Below are 23,314 nucleotides of genomic sequence, written 5' to 3'. Positions count from 1 at the left end.
GGCCTTGATCTCCTCCCGGGACATACCCATCGCGAGGCCGCCCAGGACGACGTTCCGCTCGCCCGTCAGGTCGTTCATCAAGGCCGCGTTCACGCCGAGCAGCGAGGGCTGGCCGTCGGTGTAGACCTTGCCCCGTTCGGCAGGCAGCAGACCGGCGATGGCCCGCAGCAGGGTGGACTTGCCGGAGCCGTTCGAACCGATCAGCCCGATGGCCTCACCCCGGTAGGCGACGAACGACACACCCTTGACCGCGTGCACCTTGCGCACTCCGCGCTCCTCGCCGCGCCGGAGGATTCGGCTCAGCGCGGCGGTCGCGCTGCCCTTCCCGGCCTTGGCGCCGTTGACGCGGTAGACGATGTGCAGCTCGTCCGCGATCACGGTGGGCACCCTGGCCCCGGTGTTCTGCTCAGCCACGACCGTACCGCTCCTCCGCCTTCCAGAAGTACACGAACCCGCCCACGAAGAACACAACGGCCCAGAACAGCGCTATGACCCAGACGTGCGGTGGCAGGTTCTCGGAACCGTAGCCCCTGATGAGGGCGAAACGCATCAGGTCCATGTAGACCGCGGCCGGGTTCACCTGCAGCGCACGGATGACCCATGCGGGGCGCCCGGCGAGTATCTGGTGCAGCGAGAACATGACACCGGACGCGTACATCCAGGTTCGCAGGACGAACGGCATCAGCTGGGCCAGGTCCGGGGTCTTGGCACCCAGCCGCGCCACGATCAGCGCGAGACCGGTGTTGAAGAGGAACTGCAGCACCAGCACCGGAACGATCAGCAGCCAGGACAGGCGCGGATAGCTACCGAACCCCACCGCCACGAGGAACATCACGATCATCGAGAACAGCAGCTGCTGGAGCTGCTGCAGCGCGAACGAGACGGGTAGCGCGGCCCGGGGGAAGCGCAGGGCGCGCACCAGGCCCAGGTTGCCGGAGATCGCCCGCACCCCGGCCATGATCGAGTTCTGGGTGAAGGTGAACACGAACACGCCGGTCACCAGGAACGGAATGTACGTGCCCTGCGGCATGCCCCGGCTGACCTTCAGGATCAGCCCGAAGATCAGGTAGTACACGCATGCGTTCAGCAGCGGGGTGGCGACCTGCCACAGCTGGCCCAGCCTGGCCTGGCTGTACTGGGCGGTGAGCTTCGCCTGCGAGAAGGCGAGGATGAAGTGACGCCGTCCCCACAGCTGACGGACGTACTCGACGAGTCCGGGCCGGGCTCCGCTGACCGCGAGCCCGTACTTGGCGGCCAGCTCGGTCGCGGTCAGGCCTTCGTCGGACGACGGGCGGTCACTCACCGCGACGGCACCGTCATGTGTCGTCTCACTCACAGGTCGGCAAACTCTCCGTTTCCGGGATGCGCGGCCCTGCCGCACACGGGTGGGAGCCGGGGTGAGGGTCCCGCCCGCCGGTTTCCTTCCCTCGAGCTTGTCAGATCACCGGAGGCCGGCCCAGTCGTGTGAGCCGCCACACCGTACGCCACTTCATGGGCCGCCGTGGGCCGTACGAGGTCGTCCAGCCCTCCCGGAACCCGCCGAACCACGCCTGGAGGGCGGCCCGCGAGGGGCGGCGCAGCAGCGTCAGGAGCACCCAGGCGCCCAGGTATACGGGGATGAGGACGGCGGGCAGATTGCGACGGGCCAGCCAGACCCGGTTGCGGGCGACCATACGGTGGTAGATCGCGTGCCGGGAGGGGGCGGTCGTGGGGTGGTACAGCACCAAGTCCGAGCGGTAGTCGATCATCCAGCCCGCGTCCAGGGCCCGCCAGGCCAGGTCCGTCTCCTCATGGGCGTAGAAGAATTCGTCCGGGAGACCCCCCACCTCGGCGAAGACCTTCGTGCGGACGGCGTTGGCTCCGCCCAGGAAGGTGGTGACCCGGGAGGATCGCATCGGGTCCGAGGCGCGCAGTCGCGGCACATGCCGTCGCTGGGTCTCGCCGGTGCCGGGGTCGGCGATGCGGAAGCTGATGATCCCGAGCTCCGGGTCCGCCGCGAAGGCCTGTCGGCACAGCTCGGCAATGTCGTTGGAGGCGAGCAGGCCGTCGTCGTCCAGGAAGAGCAGGATGTCCACGTCGCTGCCACCGGGCCCGAAGGCCTCGATGCCCACATTGCGGCCGCTGGGGATGCCGAGGTTCTCGGGCAGTTCCACCGTGCGAACGCCGTCGGGGACGTCCGGCACCGGCGAGCCGTTGCCTACCACGACGACCTCGACGGGGTCGCCGTCCTGTTTGGTCACCGAGTCCAGGAGGGCCCGGAGCTCGGCCGGTCGGTTGCCCATCGTGATGATGACGGCCCCGACCTTTATGGCGCCGCTCACTTCAGCCTGCTGGAGGCGAGGATGGACACGAGGTGCAGGACCGTCTGCAGCAGCGCGATGCCCGCCAGCACCGCGACCCCGAGCCGGGAGAAGAACAGGTCGCCCCGGATCGCGTCCACGACGGCCAGGACCAGGATCAGCAGGGACGCCTCGATGCCGAGGACGAGGCGGTGGAACTTCAGCGCCGCGGCGGCCCTACGGGCCAGCGCCATGCCGGACGAGCGCGGCTCGGACGCCGCCTCCTTGACCGGCGGCAGACCGCCCTGGTGCCGGGCGACTCCGACGAGGTCGGTCTCGGCCTTGATCAGGACGGCACCGAGGGCGGCGAGGGTGCCGAGGAAGGCCCACAGCCAGTCGATCCGCCCGGAGCCGAACAGGTCGGCGGCGCGCAGGCCGAAACCGACCAGCACGGCAGCGTCGCACAGATAAGCGCCGACCCGGTCCAGGTACACCCCGCCGAGCGAGAACTGCTTCTTCCAGCGGGCGATCTCACCGTCGACGCAGTCGAGGAGCAGGTAGAGCTGGACCATCACCACGCCGAGCACGGCGCCCGCCACACCCGGCACCAGCAGGGCCGGGGCGGCGAGGACGCCGAAGACCGTCATCAGGTAGGTCAGCTGGTTGGGCGTGATCCTGGTGTTCACCAGATAGCGGTCGATGCGCAGCGAGATCTCGCGCATGTAGAGGCGTCCCGCCCAGTGCTCGCCGCTGCGCCGGTCCTTCACCCCTGCCGGGTGGACGACGGGGCGGAGTTCAGCTACCGATGGCCTTGACATAGTCGACGTAGGTGTCCTTGATCTGGTCGGTCTTCAGGTCGAGGTGTTCGAGGATCGTGTAGCGGCCGGGCCTGGTCCGCGGGGCGAACTCCACGGCCTGGACGAACTCGTCCACCGTGAAGCCGATCTCCTCCGGCAGCACGGGCAGCCCGTGCCGGCGGAGCACCCGGGCCATGTACGACGACTCCTCGTGTGCTCCACGCAGGTACATCGCGAAGGCGGCGCCCAGTCCGCACTGCTCTCCGTGCGCGGCCGCGCGCTTGGGGAACAGCAGGTCGAAGGCGTGGTTGATCTCGTGGCACGCGCCGGAGGACGGGCGGGAGTCGCCCGACACCGACATGGCGATACCGCTGAGGACCAGCGCCTCGGCCAGCACCTGGAGGAAATCGTTGTCCCCGATGCCGCCCGGGTGGCGCAACACCGCCTCACCGGCCTGCCGGGCCATCGCCGCAGCGAGACCGTCGATCTTCTCGCCGTTGACGCGGTGTGCCAGCTCCCAGTCCGCGATCGCGGAGATGTTGGACACGGCGTCACCGATGCCCGCGCGCACGAAGCGCGCCGGCGCCTCGCGGATGATGTCCAGGTCGATGACGACGGCGATCGGGTTCGGCACGCCGTACGAGCCGCGGCCCGCGTCGTTGTCGAGGGTCGCCACCGGTGAGCACAGTCCGTCGTGCGCGAGGTTCGTGGGCACGGCGACCAGCGGCAGGCCGACACGCGCGGCGGTGAACTTGGCGCAGTCGATGATCTTGCCACCGCCCAGGCCCACGAGCGCGTCGTAGTGACCGGCCTTCATGTCACCGGCCAGTCGGACCGCGTCGTCGAGCGTGCCGCCGCCGACCTCGTACCAGGTGGCGCCGGGCAGGCTGGGGGCGAGCCGCTCACGCAGCCGCGCGCCCGAACCGTCGCTGACCGCCACGGCCAGCTTGCCCGAGTGCGAGATGCGCTCGTCCGCGAGCAAGGTCGCCAGGTCGTCGAGGGCACCCGGACGGATGTCGACGACGACCGGCGAGGGGATGAGCCTCGTCAGTAGCGGCACGCGATCTCCCGTCCCCGGGCCAGGTCGTCGTGGTTGTCGATCTCGACCCACGGGACGTCCCCGATCGGTGCGACGTCGATCCGGAAGCCGCGGTAGACGAGCTCCTGGTAGCCGTGCTCGTAGAACTGCTGCGGGTCGGTCTCCCACACCGTCTTCAATGCGTCGGCCAGCTCCGCGGCGGCAGTGCCCTCGATGAGGGTGACGCCGATGTACTCGCCGGTCGCCTCGGCGGGCTCCATGAGCTTGGTGATCTTCTGGACGCCCTTGTCGGGGTCGACGACGACCTTCATCTCCTCGTCGGCGAGCTTCTTCACCGTGTCAAGGGCGAGGATGATCTTCTTGCCGTCGCCGCGGGCGGCCAGGAGCGTCCGCTCGACGGAGACCGGGTGCACGGTGTCGCCGTTGGCGAGGATCACGCCGTCCTCGAGGGCGTGACGGCCACACCACAGGGAGTAGGCGTTGTTCCAGTCCTCGGCCCGGTCGTTGTCGATGAGGGTGAGCTTCAGGCCGTACTTGCGCTCGAGGGCCTCCTTGCGCTCGTACACGGCCTCCTTGCGGTAGCCGACGATGATCGCGGCCTCGGTCAGACCGATCTCGGCGAAGTTGCCGAGGGTGAGGTCGAGCACCGTGGGGCCGTCCTCTATGCCCGCGGGCCCCACCGGCACCAGAGCCTTTGGCAGGGTGTCGGTGTAGGGGCGCAGACGCCGTCCGGCGCCGGCCGCCAGCACGAGGCCGATCATGCGGGTTCTCCTTCGTCGTGTACGGCGGGCGCCCCGGAGGACACCCAGAAGCGGATGCTCTCGACGAGCACCAGCAGGGCCACGTAACCGGCGAGAGCCGTGAGCGCGAGCGTGAACCCGTCCGCGGCAAGTACCGCGGCCAGGACCGTGACCAGCAGCGTCCGCCCTTCGTGCCCCCCGATCGCGCGCACCAGCCAATGCGGCGGCGCGCCGGCGTCGCCGCGGATGCGGTACACCGTGTCGTAGTGATGGTAGGCGACGGCCGCCACCAGTCCGAAAGCTGCCGGAAGCGCTCCGTTCACCTCGGATTGGGCGGCGAGCACCAGGACGGTGCCGTATTCGGCGGCGCGGAAGAAGGGCGGGATCAGCCAGTCCAGGGCGCCCTTCAGCGGCCGGGACAGGGCCAGACCGGACGTGACGGCATAGACGGCGGCTCCGGCGACGGCGGCCCAGTGGTCACCGGAGAGGAGTGCCGCGGCGAGGGCCGCGACGCCGATGGCGGCGAGCAGCACGGGCGCGCCGAAGCGGATCCGCGTGTTCGCGCCACGCCACCCGGCCACTGCCTCGGCGAGCGGCCCGTTGTCCGCCAGGTCGGCCAGCGCCCGCGCCGCCCGGTCGGTCCGCCGGGCCTTACGCGTCAGGGAGCGCAGTACGCGGCCCGCCGTGGTGTAGGTGGCGGCGAAGGCGCAGCCGATGAGCAGGGCGTAGAAGGTGATGCGCGGTGTGGTGACCGCCGTGAGAACGGCGATCATGGCCCAGCGTTCACCGATCGGCAGGACGATCATCCGGCGCACCCAGACGGTCCAGCCGACGCTGTCGAGGCGGTCGGAGAGGGCCGCGGTGGGGCTTGTGTTGGCCGTCGCGTCGTGGTTGGCCTCGTTGAAGGCGAAGTCCACGACGTGCCGGCAGGTCTGCAGGATCATCGCCCCGAGGGCGAGCGCCCAGACGTCGTCGCCGCCACGGGCGGCGCCGAGGGCGAGGCCCGCGTAGTACGCGTACTCCTTCGCACGGTCGAAGGTGGCGTCCAGCCAGGCGCCGAGCGTGGAGTACTGCAGCGAGTACCGGGCGAGCTGGCCGTCGGTGCAGTCGAGGACGAAGGAGAGGATCAGCAGGATGCCCGCGGCGACGAAGCCGCCGCGCGTCCCGGTGGCCGCGCAGCCCGCCGCGATCAGGGCGGTGAGCAGTGAGGCGGTGGTGACCTGGTTCGGGGTGAGACCGCGGCGGGCGCACCAGCGGGCGATGTAGCGCGAGTACGGGCTGATGAAGTGCGTGGTGAAGAAGCCGTCGCGGGCCTTGACTGCGCTGCGCAGACGTATGGCCTCGTCGTCGACGGCCGCGACCGCCTGGCGGGCCTCGTTGCGGGACTGCGGGTCGGTGGGGACGGCGGCCACCAGCGTGCCGAGTTCGGGGCGGTGGACGGGTACGCCGTCGGCGTCGAGGGCCCCGGTGATGCGCTCGGCGAGGTTGTCGGTGTCGGTGGGGGCGCCTCCCGGCTCGACCGCGGCCGGCAGCCTGGGGGACGCACCGCCGATCGCTGCGGAGTTCTCGCGAGCCAGGGCGCGGGTCAGCGCCTGGCGGGCGGCGGGCTGGGCCGTGACGGCGCCCGGCACCGCGGCGGCCGGGAAGCGGGGGTCGGTGAGGCCGAGGCGCAGCGCATGCAGATGGCCCACGAACCCGGCGTCGACGATCGCGACCCGCTGGTCCGCCGGCACGGCGGCGAGGAGTGTCTCGGCGTCACCGGCGTCGGTGGCGACCCGCACGTCGAAGCCGAGGGACCGCAGATCGACCTCGAGCGACGATCCGGGGGACGGCTGACCGGTCAGGATGGCGGTCGACAGACGAACTCACTCCCTGGGGCCCGTCGCCTGCGGACGTCGGGCATGTGTGTGGTGTGGGACACCCGGGACAGGGGCCGGGCGGCATGTCGGCAGAGGGTATCGGATGCCTGGAAGCCGGTGTTCACCGGCCGTTCATGGGCCGATCAACCCGTCCTGCCTCACCGCCGCCGCGATCATCATCAGGGATCGGGCGTACGCGCCACAAACCATGGCCGCAGAACAACGCAATCACGGCATCACGATCACCGGAGAACGCAACATTCGCACCAGTACGCACGCTTCGCCCCATTACATATGCATCGGGAGCTTCCATCCCTTTGTGAGGGGTTCTTCCACTGAAATCCCTACCGGGACCGTGTTCACCTGACGGGCATAGGGTGAGGGGCCATGACATGGCTGATCACCGGCGGGGCCGGATACATCGGGGCACATGTGGCACGGGCATTGGCCGCGGACGGTGAGCGCGTCCTCGTCCTGGACGACCTCTCGGCCGGTGTGCCTGCACGTCTCCCGGAGAGCATCCCCCTGGTCCAGGGCTCCGCATCGGACGGTGAGCTGCTGAAGCGGGTCCTCGCCGACCACGCGGTGACCGGTGTGGTCCATCTCGCCGCGCGCAAGCAGGTCGGCGAGTCCGTGGCCGAGCCGGTCCGCTACTACCAGGAGAACCTGGGCGGTCTGGCGACGCTGCTGGACGCGGTGGCGGGGGCGGGGATCAAGCGGTTCCTGTTCTCCTCGTCCGCGGCCGTCTACGGCAACCCCGATGCGGACCTCATCACGGAGGACACGCCCTGCGCCCCGATGAGCCCGTACGGCGAGACGAAGCTCGCCGGCGAGTGGCTGGTGCGTGCCGCGGGGCGGGCGCACGGCATCGCGACCATGTGCCTGCGGTATTTCAATGTGGCGGGTGCCGCCGAACCGGAGCTGGCCGACACCGGCATCTTCAACGTGGTGCCCATGGTCTTCGACCGGCTCACCCGCGGCGAGGCCCCGCGGATCTTCGGCGACGACTACCCGACGCCGGACGGCACGTGTGTGCGCGACTACATCCATGTCGCCGATCTCGCCGACGCGCATCTCGCCGCGGCCAGGCGGCTGGCCGGCGGTGCGACCGGTGACCTCACCGTGAACATCGGGCGCGGCGAGGGAGTGTCGGTGCGGGAGCTGGTGACCCTCATCGGCGAGGTGACCGGGGACACCACCCCCGCGGTCGTCGGGCCGCGCCGTCCCGGTGACGCCCCCCGTGCGGTCGGGTCGTCCGCGCTGGCCGAGCGGGAGCTGGGCTGGAGCGCCCGGCGCGGGGTGCGCGAGATGGTGGAGTCGGCCTGGCGCGGCTGGCTGCTGCATCATCCAGAGGCGCGACGCGACTGACCGGGGCGCCTGAGGCGTAAGCGCCGTGCCGGTGCGCTCCCGCACCTGGGGCGTGGCACGACACGTGCAGTGGTGTACAGGGGTACGCCAGAGCACGGCCCGCAAGCCGGCACCGTCCGTCCGGGGCGCACGACCCGGCGCGGCGGTTCCCTTTCCCGGGGTGCGGGCACGATCAGGTATCCCGCCGCTCACGGCGTCCGTTCCGTGCGGGGCCGTACGGCAGTGGCGGGACATGCGGGGGTCACGAAGCGCCAGGAGTGCCGGATTCGTACGGCAGACTTGGGGCTGGACAACCAATGCGAAGGATGGGTATGCCGATCACACCTGCCAGCGCGACACACCGTTCCTCGAACGGCACCGCCGAGGCCATCTTGCTGGAGCTCGTCGACGAGAACGGCACCACGATCGGCACGGCGGAGAAGCTCGCCGCCCATCAACCGCCGGGGCAGCTCCACCGGGCGTTCTCGGTGTTCCTCTTCGACGGGCAGGGGCGGCTGTTGCTCCAGCAGCGGGCACTGGGCAAGTACCACTCCCCCGGTGTCTGGTCGAACACCTGCTGCGGCCACCCGTATCCGGGCGAGGCGCCTTTCGCGGCAGCGGCGAGGCGCACCCACGAGGAGCTCGGCGTCTCGCCGTCGCTGCTGGCGGCGGCGGGCACGGTCCGCTACAACCACCCGGACCCGGATTCGGGCCTGGTGGAACAGGAGTACAACCACCTCTTCGTCGGTCTGGTGCAGTCCCCCCTGCACCCGGACCCGGAGGAGGTGGGGGCGACGGCCTTCGTGACCGCCGAGGAGCTGGCGGAGAGGCACTCCAAGGACACGTTCTCGTCGTGGTTCATGACGGTCCTGGATGCGGCGCGTCCGGCGATCAGGGAACTGACGGAGCCGTCGGCGGGCTGGTGACCCTGAAGTCCGTCCTGCACCACCGTCCGGACGGACTCATCCGGTCCACACGTTCCGACGCCTCCTTATACGAATCCCGGGTGCTTGAGCGGCAGGGCGGCCCAGATCACCTTGCCGCCGCTCGCGGTGTGCTCGACGTCGCACACCCCGCCCGCCTCCCTGGTGATCTCCCGGACCAGGAGCAGTCCCCGGCCGCCGGTCCGGCCGTGGTCGGCCTCCAGGGCACTCGGCCGGTAGGGATGCTCGTCCTCCACCGACACCCGCACCCACTCGGGTCCGACGGCGACCTCCACGGCGAGTGTCGGCGACAGCAGCGCCGCGTGCCGGACCGCGTTGGTGACCAGTTCGGACACGATCAACAGCAGGGCCTGCACGGTGTCGTCCGACGCGGGCACGCCCTGACGGCCGAGCAGGTCGCGGACGGCGTGCCTCGCCTGCGGCACCGAGGCGTCCACGGCGGCGGCGGTGAACCGCCACACCCCCTCGTACGGCAGCGGTCCCGGTGCCGCGCGACCGTCCGGCACGTGCCCGCCGCCTTCAGGGCGCGGGCCAGACCCTCGCCCTCGGTTCTCCATCGTCCGGTCGCCACCCTTGCGCTCGATTGTCACCACATCTCGAGTGTTGGGAATGCGCTGGTCCGTCCCGAATGACTGAACAGAAGTCAGCGATTTTCGACGACATCTGACCATTGGCGTATGACGTGGTCGGCCGGGTGACCGGTCCTGTCCCCGTTGTCGTCGACTTCCGAACTCTTCGGGTTGTACGGGTTCCATCCCCGCCCGCCCGTCCGTGGCGCCGGACCTTCTTGATCGTGCGTGCGGCGGCTGCGGATAGCATCCGGCGTATGGAGCCGCAGCTGCTGCACCGCGTCACCGACGGGGTCGCGACCGTCGTCATCCACCACCCGGCCAAGCGGAACGCCATGACCGCCGGCATGTGGGAGGCGCTGCCGCCGCTCCTCGACGGGCTGGCCGCCGATCCGGCCGTCCGGGTACTGATGTTCACCGGTGAGGGCGGAACGTTCTGCGCGGGCGCCGACATCTCCACGCTGCGGGGATCGCCTCAGAAGGCGCAGACGCTGGCCGTGCTGGCCGAGGAGGCGCTGGCCGCGTTCCCGAAGCCGACCCTCGCGGCGATCCGCGGGCACTGCGTGGGCGGCGGGTCGCAGCTCGCTGCGGCCTGCGATCTGCGGTTCGCCGAGGAGGGCGCGCTGTTCGGGGTGACGCCGGCGAAGCTGGGGATCGTCTACCCGGCCTCCTCCACCCGCCGGCTCACGTCGCTGGTCGGCCCCGGTACGGCCAAGTACCTTTTGTTCTCCGGCGAGTTGATCGATGCGGCACGGGCGCTGCGCACGGGTCTGCTCGACGAGGTGCTTCCGCAGGGCGAACTCGGCAAGCGCGTCGCCGAGTTCACCCGCGTGCTGGCCTCCCGCTCGCAGTTGACGCAGGCCGCGGCCAAGGAGTTCGCGAACGGGCGCACGGACCGGGACGCCCACTGGGCCGAACAGGCACGCGGCAGCGGCGACACCGCGGAGGGTGTCGCCGCGTTCCTGGAGCGCAGACAACCGCGGTTCACCTGGACTACGTCAGGGTGAAGCGGCTCTCCGCACGGAACTTCTCGACGAGGTGCGCGGGCGCCTTGTGCGGGGACCCCGCGTCGTAGGGCGGCTGCGGGTCGTACTCGGTCAGCAGCTGTACGGCTTGGGCGTGCTCGTCACCCGCGATGCGGCCGAGCAGGGTGAGCCCCATGTCGATGCCGGAGGAGACTCCGGCGGCCGTGACGTACTTGCCGTCGAACACGACGCGTTCTCCCGTGGGCTGCGCACCGAGCCGCCCGAGGACGTCCAGGGCCAGCCAGTGCGAGGTGGCCCGGCGGCCCTGGAGGAGTCCGGCGGCGGCGAGCAGCAGCGACCCCGTGCACACGGACGTCGTCCACGTGCTGCTGGCGTCGGCAGAGCGCAGCCAGTCGAGCAGGGCCTCGTTCTCCATCTGAGCGGTCTGGCCTGGGCCGCCCGGGACGACCACGATGCCGGGGGCGGGCACCTCCTCCAGCGTCCTGTCGGCGGTGAGCGCGAGAGCTCCGGTGTCACTGCGCACCGGCCCGGTCCGCTCGGCGACGAAGACGGTCTCCGCGCCGGGGAGCCGGACAAGGGTCTCGTAGGGGCCCACGGCGTCGAGGGCGGTGAACCGGTCGTAGAGGACGATCGCGATCTGCATGTACATCCCTTCGGTCTCGATGTGTCTCGATGGGTGGCCGTGCGGTCGGAGGTGATCAGAGGGCGGGCGCCGGACGGAAACGGCGCCGGTACTCCGCCGGGGCTGCGCCGAGGGCCTTCACAAAGGCCCGGCGCATCGCCTCGGGCGTGCCGTAGCCGCTGGCGCGGGAGATCTCCTCGACGCCGCCCGCGGTGTCCTCCAGGAGCCGGCGGGCGTGCTCCAGGCGCACCCGGTCGACGAAGCGGCCCGGTGTCATCCCGGTCTCGGCCCGGAAGGCGCGGGCGAAGTGGCGCGGCGAGAGCCGGGCGCGAGCGGCGAGCGACTCGACCGAGAGGTCGTCGCCGGGGTGCTCGCTGATCCACTGCTGGACCTCGCGCAGCGGCTCGCGCCGGGCGGTCTGGGCGGCGAGCTGGGCGCTGAACTGGGCCTGGTTGCCGGGGCGGCGCAGGAAGACGACGAGATGGCGGGCGACGGTCAGCGCGGTCTCGCGGCCCAGGTCCTCCTCGACGAGCGCGAGAGCGAGGTCGATGCCGGAGGTGACGCCGGCCGAGGTGGCGACATGGCCGTCGCGCACATAGATGGGGTCGGGGTCGATGTCGATCTCCGGATGACGGCGGGCCAAGGTGTCGCAGTAGGCCCAGTGGGTGGTCGCGCGGCGGCCGTCCAGGAGGCCCGCGCGGGCGAGGAGGATCGCCCCGGTGCAGACGGAGACCAGGCGGTCGACGCGGCGGCCGTGCTCGCGCAGCCAGTCCACGAGGCGCGGGTCGGGGCTCCGGGTGCCCCGGCCACCGGGGACGAGCAGGATGTGGGGCGCCGGTGCGCCGGCGAGGGCGTGGTCGGGAACGAGCGTCAGACCGCTGGAGGTGCGGACGGGGGCGCCGTCCAGGGAGGCCGTGACGAGGCGGTAGCTCCCGGGGCAGCAGGCTTCGGCCCCCGCGAAGACCTCCACAGGGCCGGTGACGTCGAGGCTCTGCACCTCGTCGAAGAGGACGACCAGCAGGGTGCGCATGGCGTCGATTCTTCGCGGGTGGCGGGATGGCCGCAATGACGAACAACCCACCTTTCCTGCCATCGCATGCGCACCCGTTCACTGCGTACCGACCAGTCGGTAACCTTCGCGGCATGACGATTCCCCTGCCCGAGCGCGCCGGGCGGCGCTGCCACAATCTGATCAACCCGCTGCACTCGACGCACTACTTCTCACCGGATCTGGAACGGGAACTGACCGCCGTGGGGATCGAGGACCCCAAGGCCGCCTACTTCTCGGTACGGGCCGCCGCGATGGGGCCGGTGGGCGCGGGCGTGGTGACGGCGACGTTCTACAACTTCCGGCCCGAAACGGTGGCGCGGCGTGTGCCCGCCGTATGGGAGACCGCGTCTCCCGAGGTGGTGCTCGCGGCACGCGCGCGTGCCGTCGACGCGACGCTGCGGCGGCTGCTCGGCGAGGAGACCGTCGCCTCCAGGGAGATGGCCGAGGCAGCGCAGCTCGCACTGCGCGCGACGGAGGCGTGCACTCCACACACACGCCCCCTGTACGCCGCGCACGCTACTCTGCCCGCGCCCGACGAGCCCCATCTGGCGTTCTGGCACGCGGCCACGCTGTTGCGCGAACACCGTGGCGACGGCCATCTCACGGTGCTGCTGGGTGCCGAACTCGGCCCGTTGGAAGCGGTGGTGACGCACACCGCCACGGGCAAGGGCATGACCCCGAAGTGGGTGCTGGCCACCCGCGGCTGGAGCGGGGAGGACTGGGACGCCGCATCGGCGCGACTGCGCGAGCGCGGGCTGATCGAGGCGGACGGCGGGCTGACCGCGGCGGGAACCGCACTGCGCAAGGAGATCGAGGTGGAGACCGACCGTCTCGACCGGGCTCCCTACGAGCACCTCGGCGCCGCGGGGGTCGAACGGCTCACGGAGCTGGCCGGGGATTTCCTCGCCCGGGCGTTCGCGGCCGGGGCCTTTCCCCAGGGCATGACCGGCAAGGGATGAGGTACCCGGACCTCTTCCCGGCGGGCACGCCGGGAAGAGGAAAAGGGGAAGCTCGTGTTCGGTGCGATCGCAGACGTACTGCGCCGGATCGGCAGCGCCGTCGGCAGGCTGGTGGCCCTGCCCTTCCATGCTCTGGCCAGGCTGTTCGGCGCGGCGCCGGGCCCGTCGCGCGGCGGTGCCCGCCGGGCTTGAGCGGCCGTTCGCCCGCGGCGGTACGGCATCCGGGACCGCCCCGCGCGACCCGGAACCGCCCGGGCCCCCGCCCTGATCTCCTGTTGCCGTTGCGACCTGCCACAATTGCCGCGCAACCTCAGTGGAGAAGGCGGTACGGGATCGTGACGACACCCCTCGTAGGGTCCATCGAAGGCAGGATCGCCGAGGAGCTCGGCGTACGGGAGCGGCAGGTGAAGGCCGCGGTCGAGTTGCTCGACGGCGGCTCTACGGTGCCCTTCATCGCCCGCTACCGCAAGGAAGCGACCGAGATGCTCGACGACGCGCAGCTGCGCACGCTCGAGGAGCGGTTGCGCTATCTGCGGGAGCTGGAAGAACGGCGCACGGCGATTCTGGAGTCGGTGCGCGAGCAGGGCAAGCTCACCGAGGAGCTGGAGGCCCAGATCCGGGGCGCCGAGACGAAGGCGCGCCTGGAGGACATCTACCTGCCGTTCAAGCCGAAGCGGCGCACGAAGGCACAGATCGCGCGTGAGGCGGGTCTGGAGCCGCTGGCCGAGGGACTGCTGGGCGACCCGACGGTCGAGCCGCTCGCCGCGGCCGCCGCCTTCGTCGACGCCGACAAGGGGGTGGCCGATCCCCAGGCCGCGCTCGACGGCGCGCGGGCGATCCTCACCGAGCGGTTCTCCGAGGACGCCGACCTGATCGGCGAGCTGCGCGAGCGGATGTGGGTGCGCGGGCGCCTGGCCGCCAAGGTGCGGGACGGCAAGGAGGAGGCGGGCGCCAAGTTCGCCGACTACTTCGACTTCGCCGAGCCGTTCACCGAGCTGCCCTCGCACCGCATCCTCGCGATGCTGCGCGGCGAGAAGGAGGAGGTCCTCGACCTCGTCCTGGAGCCGGAGGAGCCGACGGAGGGGCCGTCGTCGTACGAGGGGATCGTGGCGAACCGCTTCGGGATCGCCGACCGTGGCCGCCCCGCCGACAAGTGGCTGCTCGACACCGTCCGTTGGGCCTGGCGCACCCGGATCCTCGTCCACCTCGGCATCGATCTGCGCCTCAGGCTGCGCACGGCCGCCGAGGACGAGGCGGTGGCGGTCTTCGCCGCGAACCTGCGCGACCTGCTGCTCGCGGCCCCGGCCGGCACGCGCGCGACGCTGGGCCTGGACCCCGGGTTCCGAACGGGTGTGAAGGTGGCGGTGGTGGACGCGACCGGCAAGGTCGTCGCGACGGACGTCATCCACCCGCACGTACCGGCCAACAAGTGGGACGAGGCGATCGCCAAGCTGGCGCGCCTGGCCAAGGAGCACACGGTCGATCTTGTCGCGATCGGCAACGGCACGGCGTCCCGCGAGACGGACAAGCTCGCCGGCGAACTGATCACCAAGCACCCGGAGCTGAAGCTCACCAAGGTGATGGTGTCGGAGGCGGGCGCCTCGGTGTACTCGGCCTCGGCCTTCGCCTCGCAGGAGCTTCCGGGCCTGGACGTGTCGCTGCGCGGCGCGGTCTCCATCGCCCGCCGCCTGCAGGACCCGCTCGCCGAACTGGTGAAGATCGACCCGAAGTCCATCGGTGTCGGTCAGTACCAGCACGACCTGTCCGAGGTGAAACTGTCGCGCTCGCTCGACGCGGTGGTCGAGGACTGTGTGAACGGCGTGGGGGTGGACGTCAACACGGCGTCGGCTCCGCTGCTCGCCCGGGTCTCCGGCATCTCCTCCGGGCTCGCGGAGAACATCGTGGCCCACCGCGATTCCAACGGCCCGTTCACATCGCGCTCGCAGCTGAAGAACGTGGCACGGCTCGGCCCCAAGGCGTACGAGCAGTGCGCGGGCTTCCTGCGGATCCGCGGCGGTGACGATCCGCTGGACGCGTCCAGCGTGCACCCCGAGGCATACCCGGTCGTCCGGCGCATGGTGAAGACGGCGGGCCAGGAGGTGGCCTCGCTGATCGGCAACACGGGAGTGCTGCGTTCGCTGAAGCCGTCCGACTTCGTGGACGAGACGTTCGGCCTGCCGACCGTGACCGACATCCTCAAGGAACTGGAGAAGCCCGGCCGCGACCCGCGGCCCGCCTTCAGGACCGCCACGTTCAAGGAGGACGTCGAGAAGATCTCCGACCTGTCGTCCGGGATGATCCTGGAGGGCGTTGTCACGAACGTCGCCGCCTTCGGCGCCTTCGTGGACGTCGGCGTCCACCAGGACGGCCTCGTGCACGTCTCCGCGATGTCGAAGACGTTCGTCAAGGACCCGCGGGACGTGGTGAAGCCGGGCGACATCGTCAAGGTGAAGGTGCTGGACGTCGACATCCCGCGCAAGCGGATCTCGCTGACGCTGCGTCTGGACGACGAGGGCGCACCGCAGCAGAACGGCGGTGGCGGTCGCCAGCAGCGTGGTGGGCGAGCCCCGCAGCAGCGGCAGCCACGCCGGGGCGGCGGCTCCCGGCAGGCGCCCCCGCCGGCCAACAGCGCGATGGCCGACGCCCTGCGCCGTGCCGGCCTGCTCGACCCGAAGAACGGCCGCCGCTGAGGCACAGGGGCCCGGATCCCACGTGTGCCGCGGGGGTCCGGGCCCCTCCCTTCGTCTTTGTGTGTGACGAAAGCCGTATGCCGGCAGCGCGTGCCCGGCAGATCGACGCCATGTCCGGGTCTGATCACGGGGCGGATCTTCTCCTGTACCTCCAGGACGCTCGCGACGCACTTCCGGTCGCAGCACTAGCGTTCGGTCACCTTGCCGTCCGCCACCTCCAGGCGACGGGTCACACGGACGGCGTCCAGCATCCGGCGGTCGTGGGTGACCAGAAGCAGAGTGCCCTCGTAGGAGTCCAGGGCCGATTCCAGTTGCTCGATGGCCGGGAGGTCGAGGTGGTTGGTCGGCTCGTCGAGGACGAGGAGGTTGACGCCCCTGCCCTGGAGGAGGGCGAGTGCGGCCCGGGTGCGCTCGCCCGGGGAGAGGGTCGCCGCCGGGCGCAGGACGTGATCCGCCTTCAGGCCGAACTTGGCGAGCAGCGTGCGGACCTCGACCGGCTCCGTGGCGGGGACGGCGGCGCAGAACGCGTCCAGCAGGGCCTCGGGGCCGTGGAAGAGCCCGCGCGCCTGATCGACCTCACCGACCAGGACGCCCGAACCGAGGGCGGCGTGGCCCGAGTCCAGCGGGACGCGGCCCAGCAGCGCACCGAGCAGCGTCGACTTCCCCGCGCCGTTGGCACCCGTCACCGCCACCCGGTCCGCCCAGTCGAGTTGCAGGGTCACCGGACCGAACGTGAAGTCGCCGCGCCGGACCTCCGCGTCCCGGAGCGTGGCGACGACGGAGCCCGAACGCGGGGCCGCCGCGATCTCCATGCGTAGCTCCCACTCCTTTCGGGGCTCTTCGACGGCCTCGAGGCGCTCGATCTGGCGCTGCGTCTGCCGGGCCTTGGCGGCCTGCTTCTCGCTGGCCTCGCTGCGGAACTTGCGGCCGATCTTGTCGTTGTCGTTGCCCGCCTTGCGCCGCGCGTTCCTGACCCCCTTGTCCATCCAGGCCCGCTGCATCTGGGCCCGCTCCTGGAGAGCGGACTTCTTGTCGGCGTACTCCTCGTAGTCCTCGCGGGCGTGCCTGCGGGCCGTCTCCCGCTCCTCCAGGTAGGCCTCGTATCCGCCGCCGTACAGGTTGATCTGCCGCTGCGCGAGGTCCAGTTCGAGGACCTTGGTGACGGTGCGGGTGAGGAACTCGCGGTCGTGGCTGACGACCACCGTGCCGGCCCGCAGCCCGGACACGAAGCGCTCCAGGCGCTCCAGGCCGTCCAGGTCGAGGTCGTTCGTCGGCTCGTCGAGCAGGAACACGTCGAAGCGGGACAGCAGCAGCGAGGCGAGGCCGGCGCGGGCCGCCTGGCCGCCGGACAGGGCGGTCATCGGCTGGTCGAGGCCGACCCCCAGGCCGAGCGAGTCCGCGACCTCCTCGGCGCGTTCGTCGAGGTCCGCGCCGCCGAGGCCGAGCCAGCGCTCCAGGCTCACCGCGTACGCGTCGTCGGCGCCGGGCGCCCCGTCGACAAGCCCCTGCGTCGCCGCGTCCATCAGACGCTGGGCCTCGGCCACGCCCGTGCGGCGCGCCAGAAACGCGCGCACCGACTCGCCCGGCCTGCGCTCCGGCTCCTGCGGCAGGTGGCCGACCGTCGCGGTCGGCGGGGACAGGCGCAGTTGTCCCCGCTCCGGGGCGAGCAGTCCGGCGAGCATCCGCAGCAGGGTGGACTTGCCGGCTCCGTTGGCACCGACGAGCCCGATCACGTCGCCGGGCGCGACGACGAGGTCGAGCCCGGAGAAGAGCGAGCGGTCACCGTGTGCGGCGGCGAGGTCCTTGGCGACGAGGGTGGCAGTCATCAGACCGCTGATCCTAACGACCGCGGGACGGCGCGCCCAACGGCATGAGCCGCCGGCCGGGAGACGCTCCGGGCGTCCGCTCAGCGCGCCACCGCCGCCACCAGCACTCCACCCGACGTCCTGGCCACCACGAAGGCCTCTCCCTTCGTCGCCCTCGGGTCGAGGGCGATGCGATGGCGGCCGGCTGCCAGCACGTCGTCGAAGGCCTCGTGCGTGTGGACGCGGTGCAGTCGGTCCTGGCGGTAGGTGGTGAGGCTGACCCGGCATGCGGCGGCGACCTCGACGTCCGCCGTACCGCCGCCGGCCGCCAGGTGGGTGAGCCGGCGCCGCTCCGCCGGGTTGCGGTCCAGGGCCTGTTCGATCTGGGCGACGAGGAGCGGGACGATGGGAGCGAGTGCGTCGACGTACGCCACTTCGACCCCGGCGCGCCCGAACGACTCCCGGACGCCGGCGCGTTCCCGTTCGCCGATCGCGTGCCCGAAGACGACTGCGCCGTAGGTGCGCAATTCCTCGGCGGGCACATCGGTGGCGTCCTGCGCGATGTCCGCACCGACACCGATGCTCCGCAGTGCGGCGGCGAGCCGGGCGAGGCCGGCGACACGCGGGCCGATCAGCAGCGCGCGGCTCCGCTCGGCCGAACCGCCGTCGAGCAGGGTGTGGAGCGCGCGGCGGTACGCGTCACCATGGAAGCGGAACGGCCCTATTCCGTGATAACCGTTGAGCTCCAGGTCCGCCTGCTCGTCGGTCTGCCAGACGAAGTCCCGCCACACGTAGTCGTCGCCGTCCTTTTCGATGACCGCGGTGACGGCCCCGCAGGCCAGGTCCTCGCACTCCGGGCAGCCGTAGATGATGTGGCGGCAGCCCTCGAGTGGCGCGTCGCTCTCCAGCAGCAGACCGCGCACCTGAGCGGTGAAGATCGCGGGCGGTATGTCGGAGGCGAGCGGAGATACGGCGTCCAGGTCGGAGAGCCGGAACAGCAGCGAGCGCCCGTCGACGACGAAGTCCACGAAGTCCCGGTGCACCTGGTAGTCACCGTTGGCGAGGACGCCACCGGCACGCATCGCCGGTGCCAGGCCGAAGGTCGCGTACTCGGCAGACATGTTGTGAGTATCCCCACACTCGCAGCGATGTGAGCACGGAAAGGGACATTCCACCGGCGTCCCCACGCGAGGAGATCGCCGGGCATGCGATGGCGCACGTCACACAGCGGCTCTTCTCATGATCACCGCACGGACTTCACCTGGCGGTCGTGCCGTCATGCGTGTTCCGGTCGGGTGTCACAGCAGTGGTGAGACAGCGATACTGCTGCACATGACGACCGAGACCGAGGAGCCGACGCTCACCGTCGACGATCTGGCCGCGCAGGCGGGCGTCACGGTCCGCACGGTCCGCTTCTACAGCGCCAAGGGTCTGCTGCCGCCGCCCGTGATCGGCCCGCGGCGCGTGGGCCACTACGGTCCCGGGCACCTGGCCCGGCTGGCGCTCATCGAGGAGTTGCAGCGCCAGGGCATGACACTGGCGGCGATCGAGCGCTATCTGCAACAGCTACCGGGGGACCTGACCCCTCGGGACCTCGCCATCCATCGAGCCGTCGTGGCGTCCTGGGCGCCGGACGCGGCGGAGACGATGACCCGTGCGGAGCTCGAGCGGCGGGCGGGACGGCCGCTCGGCGAGGAGGAACTGGAGCGGCTGGCGGCGATGAACGTGGCCGTGCCGGGCGACGGCGCGTACCGCGTGGACCCCGGGCTCCTCCGGCTCGGCGTCCAGCTCCTCGACGTGCCCTTCGGCCTGGAGACGATCCTCGCGGCCCGCAGCGTGCTCATCGAACACTCGCGAGCGGCGGCACACGAACTCTCGCGCCTGTTCCGCGACGCGGTCGCGGACAGTGACTCCACGGCGGTGAAGTCACTGTCCGCGCACATGCACCCGCTGGTGGTGCAGGCCCTGCTCACCACCTTCCAGCGCTCCCTGAAGGAGGAACTGCGGGAGTGGCTCCCGGAGGCGGGTCCGCACGGGGACTCCTGACCCCGGGCCGACCCGCGCGGACCGGTTCGCGTCAGCGCGCGTCGGTGAACCGCTCCCCGTTGTCCGCCTTCTCCACCAGCAGCGCGGGGGGCGTGAACCGCTCGCCGTAGCGCTCGGCGAGCTGCCGGGCGCGGGCCACGAAGGCGGGGAGACCGGCACCGTCGGCGTAGCCGTTGATGTACTGCAGGACGCCACCGGTCCAGCCGGGGAAACCGATCCCGAAGATCGAGCCGATGTTGGCGTCGGCGACGGACGTCAGGACGCCCTCCTCCAGGAGCCGGACGGTGTCCAGCGCCTCGGAGAACAGCATGCGCTCCTGCATGTCCTCGAACGGGATCGTGTGGCCCGGCTTGGTGAAGTGCTCCCGCAGGCCCGGCCACAGCCGTCCGCGCTTGCCGTCCTCGCCGTACTCGTAGAAGCCTGCGCCGCCGCTGCGGCCGATGCGGCCGAACTCGTCGACCATGCGGTCGATGACGGCCTCCGCGGGGTGCGGGGTCCAGGCGCCGCCCGACTCCTCGATCGCCCGCTTGGACTCATTACGGATCTTGCGCGGCAGGGTGAGCGTCAGCTCGTCCATCAGGGAGAGAACCTTGGCCGGGTAGCCTGCCTGGGCAGCCGCCTGCTCGACGGAGGCGGGCTCGATGCCCTCGCCGACCATCGCGACGCCCTCGTTGATGAAGTGGCCGATCACCCGGGAGGTGAAGAAGCCTCGCGAGTCGTTGACGACGATCGGCGTCTTGTTGATCTGCCGGACCAGGTCGAAGGCTCGCGCCAGCGCCTCCTCGCCGGTCCGCTTCCCCTTGATGATCTCAACGAGCGGCATCTTGTCGACGGGTGAGAAGAAGTGCAGCCCGATGAAGTCGGACTGCCGCTCCACGCCCTCGGCGAGCGCGGTGATCGGCAGGGTCGAGGTGTTGGAGCACAGCAGGGCGTCCCGCTCGACGATGGTCTCGATCTCCTGGAACACCTTGTGCTTGAGCGCCGGGTCCTCGAACACCGCCTCGATGACGGCGTCACAGCCCGCGAGGGCGGCGGCCTCGGCGGTGGGCGTGATGCGGGCGAGCAGCGCGTCCGCTTTCTCCTGGGTCGTACGCCCCTTGCCGACCGCCTCGGCACACAGCTTCTCGGAGTAGCCCTTGCCCTTGACGGCCGCCTCCAGCGAGACATCCCTGAGGACGACCTCGATGCCCGCACGGGCGCACGAGTAGGCGATGCCCGCGCCCATCATCCCGGCGCCGAGCACGGCGACCTTGCGTACCTGCCGGGGCTCGATGCCCTTGGGGCGGTTGGCGCCGGAGTTGACGGCCTGGAGGTCGAAGAAGAACGCCTGGATCATGTTCTTCGCGGTCTGCCCGGTGACCAGCTCGGTGAAGTAGCGCGCCTCGATGGTCAGGGCGGTCTCGAAGTCCACCTGAGAGCCCTCGACGGCTGCCGCGAGGATGTTGCGCGGTGCGGGGTAGGGAGCGCCGTTCAGCTGCTTCTTCAGGTTGGCCGGGAAGGCGGGCAGGTTGGCGGCGAACTTCGGGTTGGACGGCGTGCCGCCCGGGATCTTGTAGCCCGGCTTGTCCCACGGCTGCTGGGATGCGGGGTTGGCGTCGATGAAGGCGCGGGCCTTCTCGAGCATCTCCTCACGGGTCGCGGCCACTTCGTGCACCAGGCCGTTCTCCAGGGCGCGCCGTGGCGAGTACTGGGTGCCCTGGAGCAGCACCTTCAGCAGGGCGTCGGCGATGCCCATGAGACGCACGGTGCGGGTGACGCCGCCGCCGGCCGGCAACAGACCGAGAGTGACCTCGGGGAGGCCGATCTTGGAACCGGGGGCGTCCAGGGCGACGCGGTGATGGGAGGCGAGGGCGATCTCGTAACCGCCGCCCAGGGCCGGGCCGTTGATGGCCGCGACGACCGGCTTGCCGAGGGTCTCGATACGCCGCAGGGAACTCTTGATCGCGGTGCCGGTGTCGAACGCCTGCTGGGCCTCCGCCGGGCCGACCTTCATCATGTCCTTCAGGTCGCCGCCCGCGAAGAAGGTCTTCTTGGCGGAGGTGTAGATGATGCCGCGGATGGAGTCCTTCTCGGCCTCGACACGCTCGGCGATCGCCGCGATCGAGTCCTTGAACGCCTGGTTCATGGTGTTCGCGGACTGGTTGGGGTCGTCGAGGACGAGGGTGACGATCCCGCTGTCGTCCTGCTCCCAGCGGATGGTGGTGGACTCAAGTCTCATCAGGGGTGCTCCGTAGGATCCGTTGGGGAAGGTCAGACGCGCTCGACGACGGTGGCGATGCCCATGCCGCCGCCCACGCACAGCGTGGCCAGCCCGTACCGCTTGTCCTGCCGCTCCAGTTCGTCCACCAGCGTGCCGAGGATCATCGCACCGGTAGCGCCGAGCGGGTGGCCCAGGGCGATGGCGCCGCCGTTGACGTTGACCTTGTCCAGCGAGATCCCCATGTCCTTGGCGAAGCGCAGCACGACCGCGGCGAACGCCTCGTTGATCTCGATCAGGTCGATGTCGTCGATGGTCAGCCCGGCCCTGGCGAGCGCCTTGCGGGTGGCGGGGGCGGGTCCGGTCAGCATGATCGTCGGCTCGGAGCCGGACACCGCGGCGGAGACGATCCGGGCCCGCGGCCGCAGCCCGTAGCGCTCACCGATCTCCTTCGAGCCGATGGCGACGAGGGCCGCGCCGTCCACGATGCCCGAGGAGTTGCCCGCGTGGTGGACGTGGTCGATCTGCTCGACCCAGTGGTACTTCTGGAGCGCCACCGCGTCGAAACCGCCGAGCTCGCCGATGTCCGCGAAGGACGGCTTCAGCTTGGCCAGTGAGTCGGCCGTCGTGCCCGGCCGCATGTGCTCGTCATGGTCGAGGACGACAAGGCCGCTGCGGTCCTTCACCGGCACCACGGACTTCTCGAAGCGGCCGTCCTTCCAGGCGGCCGCGGCCCGCTCCTGGGACAGCGCCGCGTATTCGTCGACGTCCCGCCGGGAGAAGCCCTCGATGGTGGCAATGAGGTCGGCGCCGATGCCCTGGGGCACGAAGTTGGTGGCCATGTTGGTCATCGGGTCGGCGAACCAGGCGCCGCCGTCGGAGGCCATGGGCACCCGCGACATCGACTCCACGCCGCCCGCCAGCACCAGGTCCTCCCAGCCCGAGCGGATCTTGGCGGCGGCCAAGTTGACGGCCTCCAGACCGGACGCGCAGAAGCGGTTCTCCTGGACACCGGCCACGGTGTCGGGGAGCCCGGCGGCGATCGCGGCGATGCGGGCGATGTCGGAGCCCTGGTCGCCGACCGGGCCCACGACCCCGAGCACGATGTCGTCGATGGCGGCAGGATCGAGGTCCGGGAACCGTCGCCGGACCTCATGGATGAGTCCGGTCACCAGGTCGATGGGCTTGGTGCCGTGCAGGGCTCCGTTGGCCTTGCCGCGCCCGCGCGGGGTGCGGATCGCGTCGAACATATACGCTTCGGTGCTCACTGGTAAGCCTTTCGGGGAGGGTCAGCCGAGCAGGGAACGACCGATGATCTCCTTCATGATCTCGGTGGTCCCGCCGTAGATGGTCTGGATGCGGCCGTCGGTGAAGGCCCTGGCCA

At 70.8% G+C, this 23,314-nt stretch carries 22 protein-coding genes; 7 read left to right on the top strand and 15 right to left on the bottom strand.

Annotation, left to right across the window (positions count from 1 at the left end; genetic code table 11):
- The 7 genes from VXC91_RS29240 to VXC91_RS29210 form a co-directional block, all read right to left on the bottom strand.
- Positions 1-414: ATP-binding cassette domain-containing protein (locus VXC91_RS29240; RefSeq protein ID WP_329510345.1), on the bottom strand; the 414-nt coding region annotated here is incomplete at its 3' end.
- Positions 407-1,336, bottom strand: a complete 930-nt coding sequence (locus tag VXC91_RS29235) for an ABC transporter permease (protein WP_329510344.1) — start codon at positions 1,334-1,336, stop codon at positions 407-409. The genes VXC91_RS29235 and VXC91_RS29240, both read right to left, overlap by 8 nt.
- Before the next feature lie 100 nt (positions 1,337-1,436).
- On the bottom strand, positions 1,437-2,321 hold the full coding sequence (locus tag VXC91_RS29230) for a glycosyltransferase family 2 protein (protein WP_329510343.1): 885 nt from the start codon (positions 2,319-2,321) through the stop codon (positions 1,437-1,439).
- Positions 2,318-3,097, bottom strand: a complete 780-nt coding sequence (locus VXC91_RS29225) for a CDP-alcohol phosphatidyltransferase family protein (protein ID WP_329510342.1) — start codon at positions 3,095-3,097, stop codon at positions 2,318-2,320. Before VXC91_RS29225 ends, VXC91_RS29230 begins: the two co-directional genes overlap by 4 nt.
- On the bottom strand, positions 3,075-4,136 hold the full coding sequence (locus VXC91_RS29220; RefSeq protein ID WP_329510341.1) for an iron-containing alcohol dehydrogenase family protein: 1,062 nt from the start codon (positions 4,134-4,136) through the stop codon (positions 3,075-3,077). Before VXC91_RS29220 ends, VXC91_RS29225 begins: the two co-directional genes overlap by 23 nt.
- The gene (locus VXC91_RS29215) at positions 4,124-4,876 is read right to left on the bottom strand and encodes a phosphocholine cytidylyltransferase family protein (protein WP_329510340.1); all 753 of its coding nucleotides are present in this window, start codon (positions 4,874-4,876) and stop codon (positions 4,124-4,126) included. Before VXC91_RS29215 ends, VXC91_RS29220 begins: the two co-directional genes overlap by 13 nt.
- A complete protein-coding gene (locus VXC91_RS29210; RefSeq protein WP_329510348.1) occupies positions 4,873-6,714 on the bottom strand; it encodes a DUF5941 domain-containing protein in 1,842 nt (613 codons plus the stop codon). The genes VXC91_RS29215 and VXC91_RS29210 overlap by 4 nt, the downstream gene beginning before the upstream one ends.
- A 387-nt stretch (positions 6,715-7,101) precedes the next feature.
- Between VXC91_RS29210 and galE the strand changes: the two genes are divergently transcribed.
- Both galE and idi read left to right on the top strand, forming a co-directional pair.
- Complete coding sequence (galE, locus tag VXC91_RS29205; protein WP_329510339.1) at positions 7,102-8,082, top strand: UDP-glucose 4-epimerase GalE; 981 nt, start codon at positions 7,102-7,104, stop codon at positions 8,080-8,082.
- A gap of 311 nt (positions 8,083-8,393) precedes the next feature.
- Positions 8,394-8,987 (top strand): isopentenyl-diphosphate Delta-isomerase, encoded by a 594-nt coding sequence (gene idi / locus VXC91_RS29200; RefSeq protein WP_329510338.1) that lies wholly within the window; start codon positions 8,394-8,396, stop codon positions 8,985-8,987.
- A gap of 65 nt (positions 8,988-9,052) precedes the next feature.
- On the opposite strand, the gene VXC91_RS29195 is transcribed toward idi, so the two are convergent.
- Positions 9,053-9,562 (bottom strand): ATP-binding protein, encoded by a 510-nt coding sequence (locus tag VXC91_RS29195; RefSeq protein ID WP_329510347.1) that lies wholly within the window; start codon positions 9,560-9,562, stop codon positions 9,053-9,055.
- Between the two features lie 269 nt (positions 9,563-9,831).
- On the opposite strand from VXC91_RS29195, the gene VXC91_RS29190 reads away from it, so the two are divergent.
- Entirely contained in the window at positions 9,832-10,581 is a 750-nt protein-coding gene (locus VXC91_RS29190; protein ID WP_329510337.1) for an enoyl-CoA hydratase/isomerase family protein, read from the top strand.
- On the opposite strand, the gene VXC91_RS29185 is transcribed toward VXC91_RS29190, so the two are convergent.
- Together VXC91_RS29185 and VXC91_RS29180 are read right to left on the bottom strand one after the other, a co-directional pair.
- Positions 10,568-11,203 carry a DJ-1/PfpI family protein gene (locus VXC91_RS29185; protein ID WP_329510336.1) on the bottom strand — a complete coding sequence of 212 codons (636 nt, stop codon included), beginning with the start codon at positions 11,201-11,203 and terminating at the stop codon, positions 10,568-10,570. The genes VXC91_RS29190 and VXC91_RS29185 overlap by 14 nt on opposite strands.
- 55 nt (positions 11,204-11,258) lie before the next feature.
- Positions 11,259-12,212, bottom strand: coding sequence for a GlxA family transcriptional regulator (locus tag VXC91_RS29180; protein ID WP_329510335.1), 954 nt, complete (start codon positions 12,210-12,212; stop codon positions 11,259-11,261).
- Between the two features lie 113 nt (positions 12,213-12,325).
- On the opposite strand from VXC91_RS29180, the gene VXC91_RS29175 reads away from it, so the two are divergent.
- The 3 genes from VXC91_RS29175 (at position 12,326) to VXC91_RS29165 (ending at position 15,882) form a co-directional block, all read left to right on the top strand.
- A complete protein-coding gene (locus VXC91_RS29175) occupies positions 12,326-13,192 on the top strand; it encodes an SCO6745 family protein (RefSeq protein ID WP_329510334.1) in 867 nt (288 codons plus the stop codon).
- Between the two features lie 54 nt (positions 13,193-13,246).
- The gene (locus VXC91_RS29170; protein WP_329510333.1) at positions 13,247-13,384 is read left to right on the top strand and encodes an LPFR motif small protein; all 138 of its coding nucleotides are present in this window, start codon (positions 13,247-13,249) and stop codon (positions 13,382-13,384) included.
- Between the two features lie 143 nt (positions 13,385-13,527).
- Positions 13,528-15,882 (top strand): Tex family protein, encoded by a 2,355-nt coding sequence (locus VXC91_RS29165; protein ID WP_329510332.1) that lies wholly within the window; start codon positions 13,528-13,530, stop codon positions 15,880-15,882.
- Between the two features lie 185 nt (positions 15,883-16,067).
- On the opposite strand, the gene VXC91_RS29160 is transcribed toward VXC91_RS29165, so the two are convergent.
- Both VXC91_RS29160 and VXC91_RS29155 read right to left on the bottom strand, forming a co-directional pair.
- Complete coding sequence (locus VXC91_RS29160) at positions 16,068-17,708, bottom strand: ABC-F family ATP-binding cassette domain-containing protein (protein ID WP_329510331.1); 1,641 nt, start codon at positions 17,706-17,708, stop codon at positions 16,068-16,070.
- Between the two features lie 80 nt (positions 17,709-17,788).
- Entirely contained in the window at positions 17,789-18,808 is a 1,020-nt protein-coding gene (locus VXC91_RS29155; RefSeq protein WP_329510330.1) for an oxidoreductase, read from the bottom strand.
- A 211-nt stretch (positions 18,809-19,019) separates the two neighbouring features.
- Here VXC91_RS29155 and VXC91_RS29150 point away from each other — a divergent pair, with 211 nt between their 5' ends.
- Positions 19,020-19,733 carry a MerR family transcriptional regulator gene (locus VXC91_RS29150; protein ID WP_329510329.1) on the top strand — a complete coding sequence of 238 codons (714 nt, stop codon included), beginning with the start codon at positions 19,020-19,022 and terminating at the stop codon, positions 19,731-19,733.
- Positions 19,734-19,764: 31 nt separating this feature from the next.
- On the opposite strand, the gene VXC91_RS29145 is transcribed toward VXC91_RS29150, so the two are convergent.
- The 3 genes from VXC91_RS29145 to VXC91_RS29135 form a co-directional block, all read right to left on the bottom strand.
- Complete coding sequence (locus VXC91_RS29145) at positions 19,765-21,951, bottom strand: 3-hydroxyacyl-CoA dehydrogenase NAD-binding domain-containing protein (RefSeq protein WP_329510328.1); 2,187 nt, start codon at positions 21,949-21,951, stop codon at positions 19,765-19,767.
- A 32-nt stretch (positions 21,952-21,983) separates the two neighbouring features.
- Complete coding sequence (locus tag VXC91_RS29140) at positions 21,984-23,198, bottom strand: acetyl-CoA C-acetyltransferase (protein ID WP_329510327.1); 1,215 nt, start codon at positions 23,196-23,198, stop codon at positions 21,984-21,986.
- 21 nt (positions 23,199-23,219) lie between these two features.
- Positions 23,220-23,314: acyl-CoA dehydrogenase family protein (locus VXC91_RS29135; RefSeq protein WP_329510346.1), on the bottom strand; the 95-nt coding region annotated here is incomplete at its 5' end.

The organism is Streptomyces chiangmaiensis, assembly GCF_036281785.1.
Taxonomy (GTDB): Bacteria; Actinomycetota; Actinomycetes; order Streptomycetales; family Streptomycetaceae; genus Streptomyces; species Streptomyces chiangmaiensis.
This window is presented reverse-complemented; position numbering and strand designations above follow the sequence as displayed.

Coding starts and splice junctions, on each gene's coding strand:
- VXC91_RS29225 (WP_329510342.1), bottom strand. CDS start 3,097: ATGTCAAGGCCATCGGTAGCTGAACTCCGCCCCGTCGTCCACCCGGCA.
- VXC91_RS29215 (WP_329510340.1), bottom strand. CDS start 4,876: ATGATCGGCCTCGTGCTGGCGGCCGGCGCCGGACGGCGTCTGCGCCCC.
- galE (WP_329510339.1), top strand. CDS start 7,102: ATGACATGGCTGATCACCGGCGGGGCCGGATACATCGGGGCACATGTG.
- idi (WP_329510338.1), top strand. CDS start 8,394: ATGCCGATCACACCTGCCAGCGCGACACACCGTTCCTCGAACGGCACC.
- VXC91_RS29195 (WP_329510347.1), bottom strand. CDS start 9,562: ATGGAGAACCGAGGGCGAGGGTCTGGCCCGCGCCCTGAAGGCGGCGGG.
- VXC91_RS29190 (WP_329510337.1), top strand. CDS start 9,832: ATGGAGCCGCAGCTGCTGCACCGCGTCACCGACGGGGTCGCGACCGTC.
- VXC91_RS29185 (WP_329510336.1), bottom strand. CDS start 11,203: ATGCAGATCGCGATCGTCCTCTACGACCGGTTCACCGCCCTCGACGCC.
- VXC91_RS29180 (WP_329510335.1), bottom strand. CDS start 12,212: ATGCGCACCCTGCTGGTCGTCCTCTTCGACGAGGTGCAGAGCCTCGAC.
- VXC91_RS29175 (WP_329510334.1), top strand. CDS start 12,326: ATGACGATTCCCCTGCCCGAGCGCGCCGGGCGGCGCTGCCACAATCTG.
- VXC91_RS29160 (WP_329510331.1), bottom strand. CDS start 17,708: ATGACTGCCACCCTCGTCGCCAAGGACCTCGCCGCCGCACACGGTGAC.
- VXC91_RS29155 (WP_329510330.1), bottom strand. CDS start 18,808: ATGTCTGCCGAGTACGCGACCTTCGGCCTGGCACCGGCGATGCGTGCC.
- VXC91_RS29150 (WP_329510329.1), top strand. CDS start 19,020: ATGACGACCGAGACCGAGGAGCCGACGCTCACCGTCGACGATCTGGCC.
- VXC91_RS29145 (WP_329510328.1), bottom strand. CDS start 21,951: ATGAGACTTGAGTCCACCACCATCCGCTGGGAGCAGGACGACAGCGGG.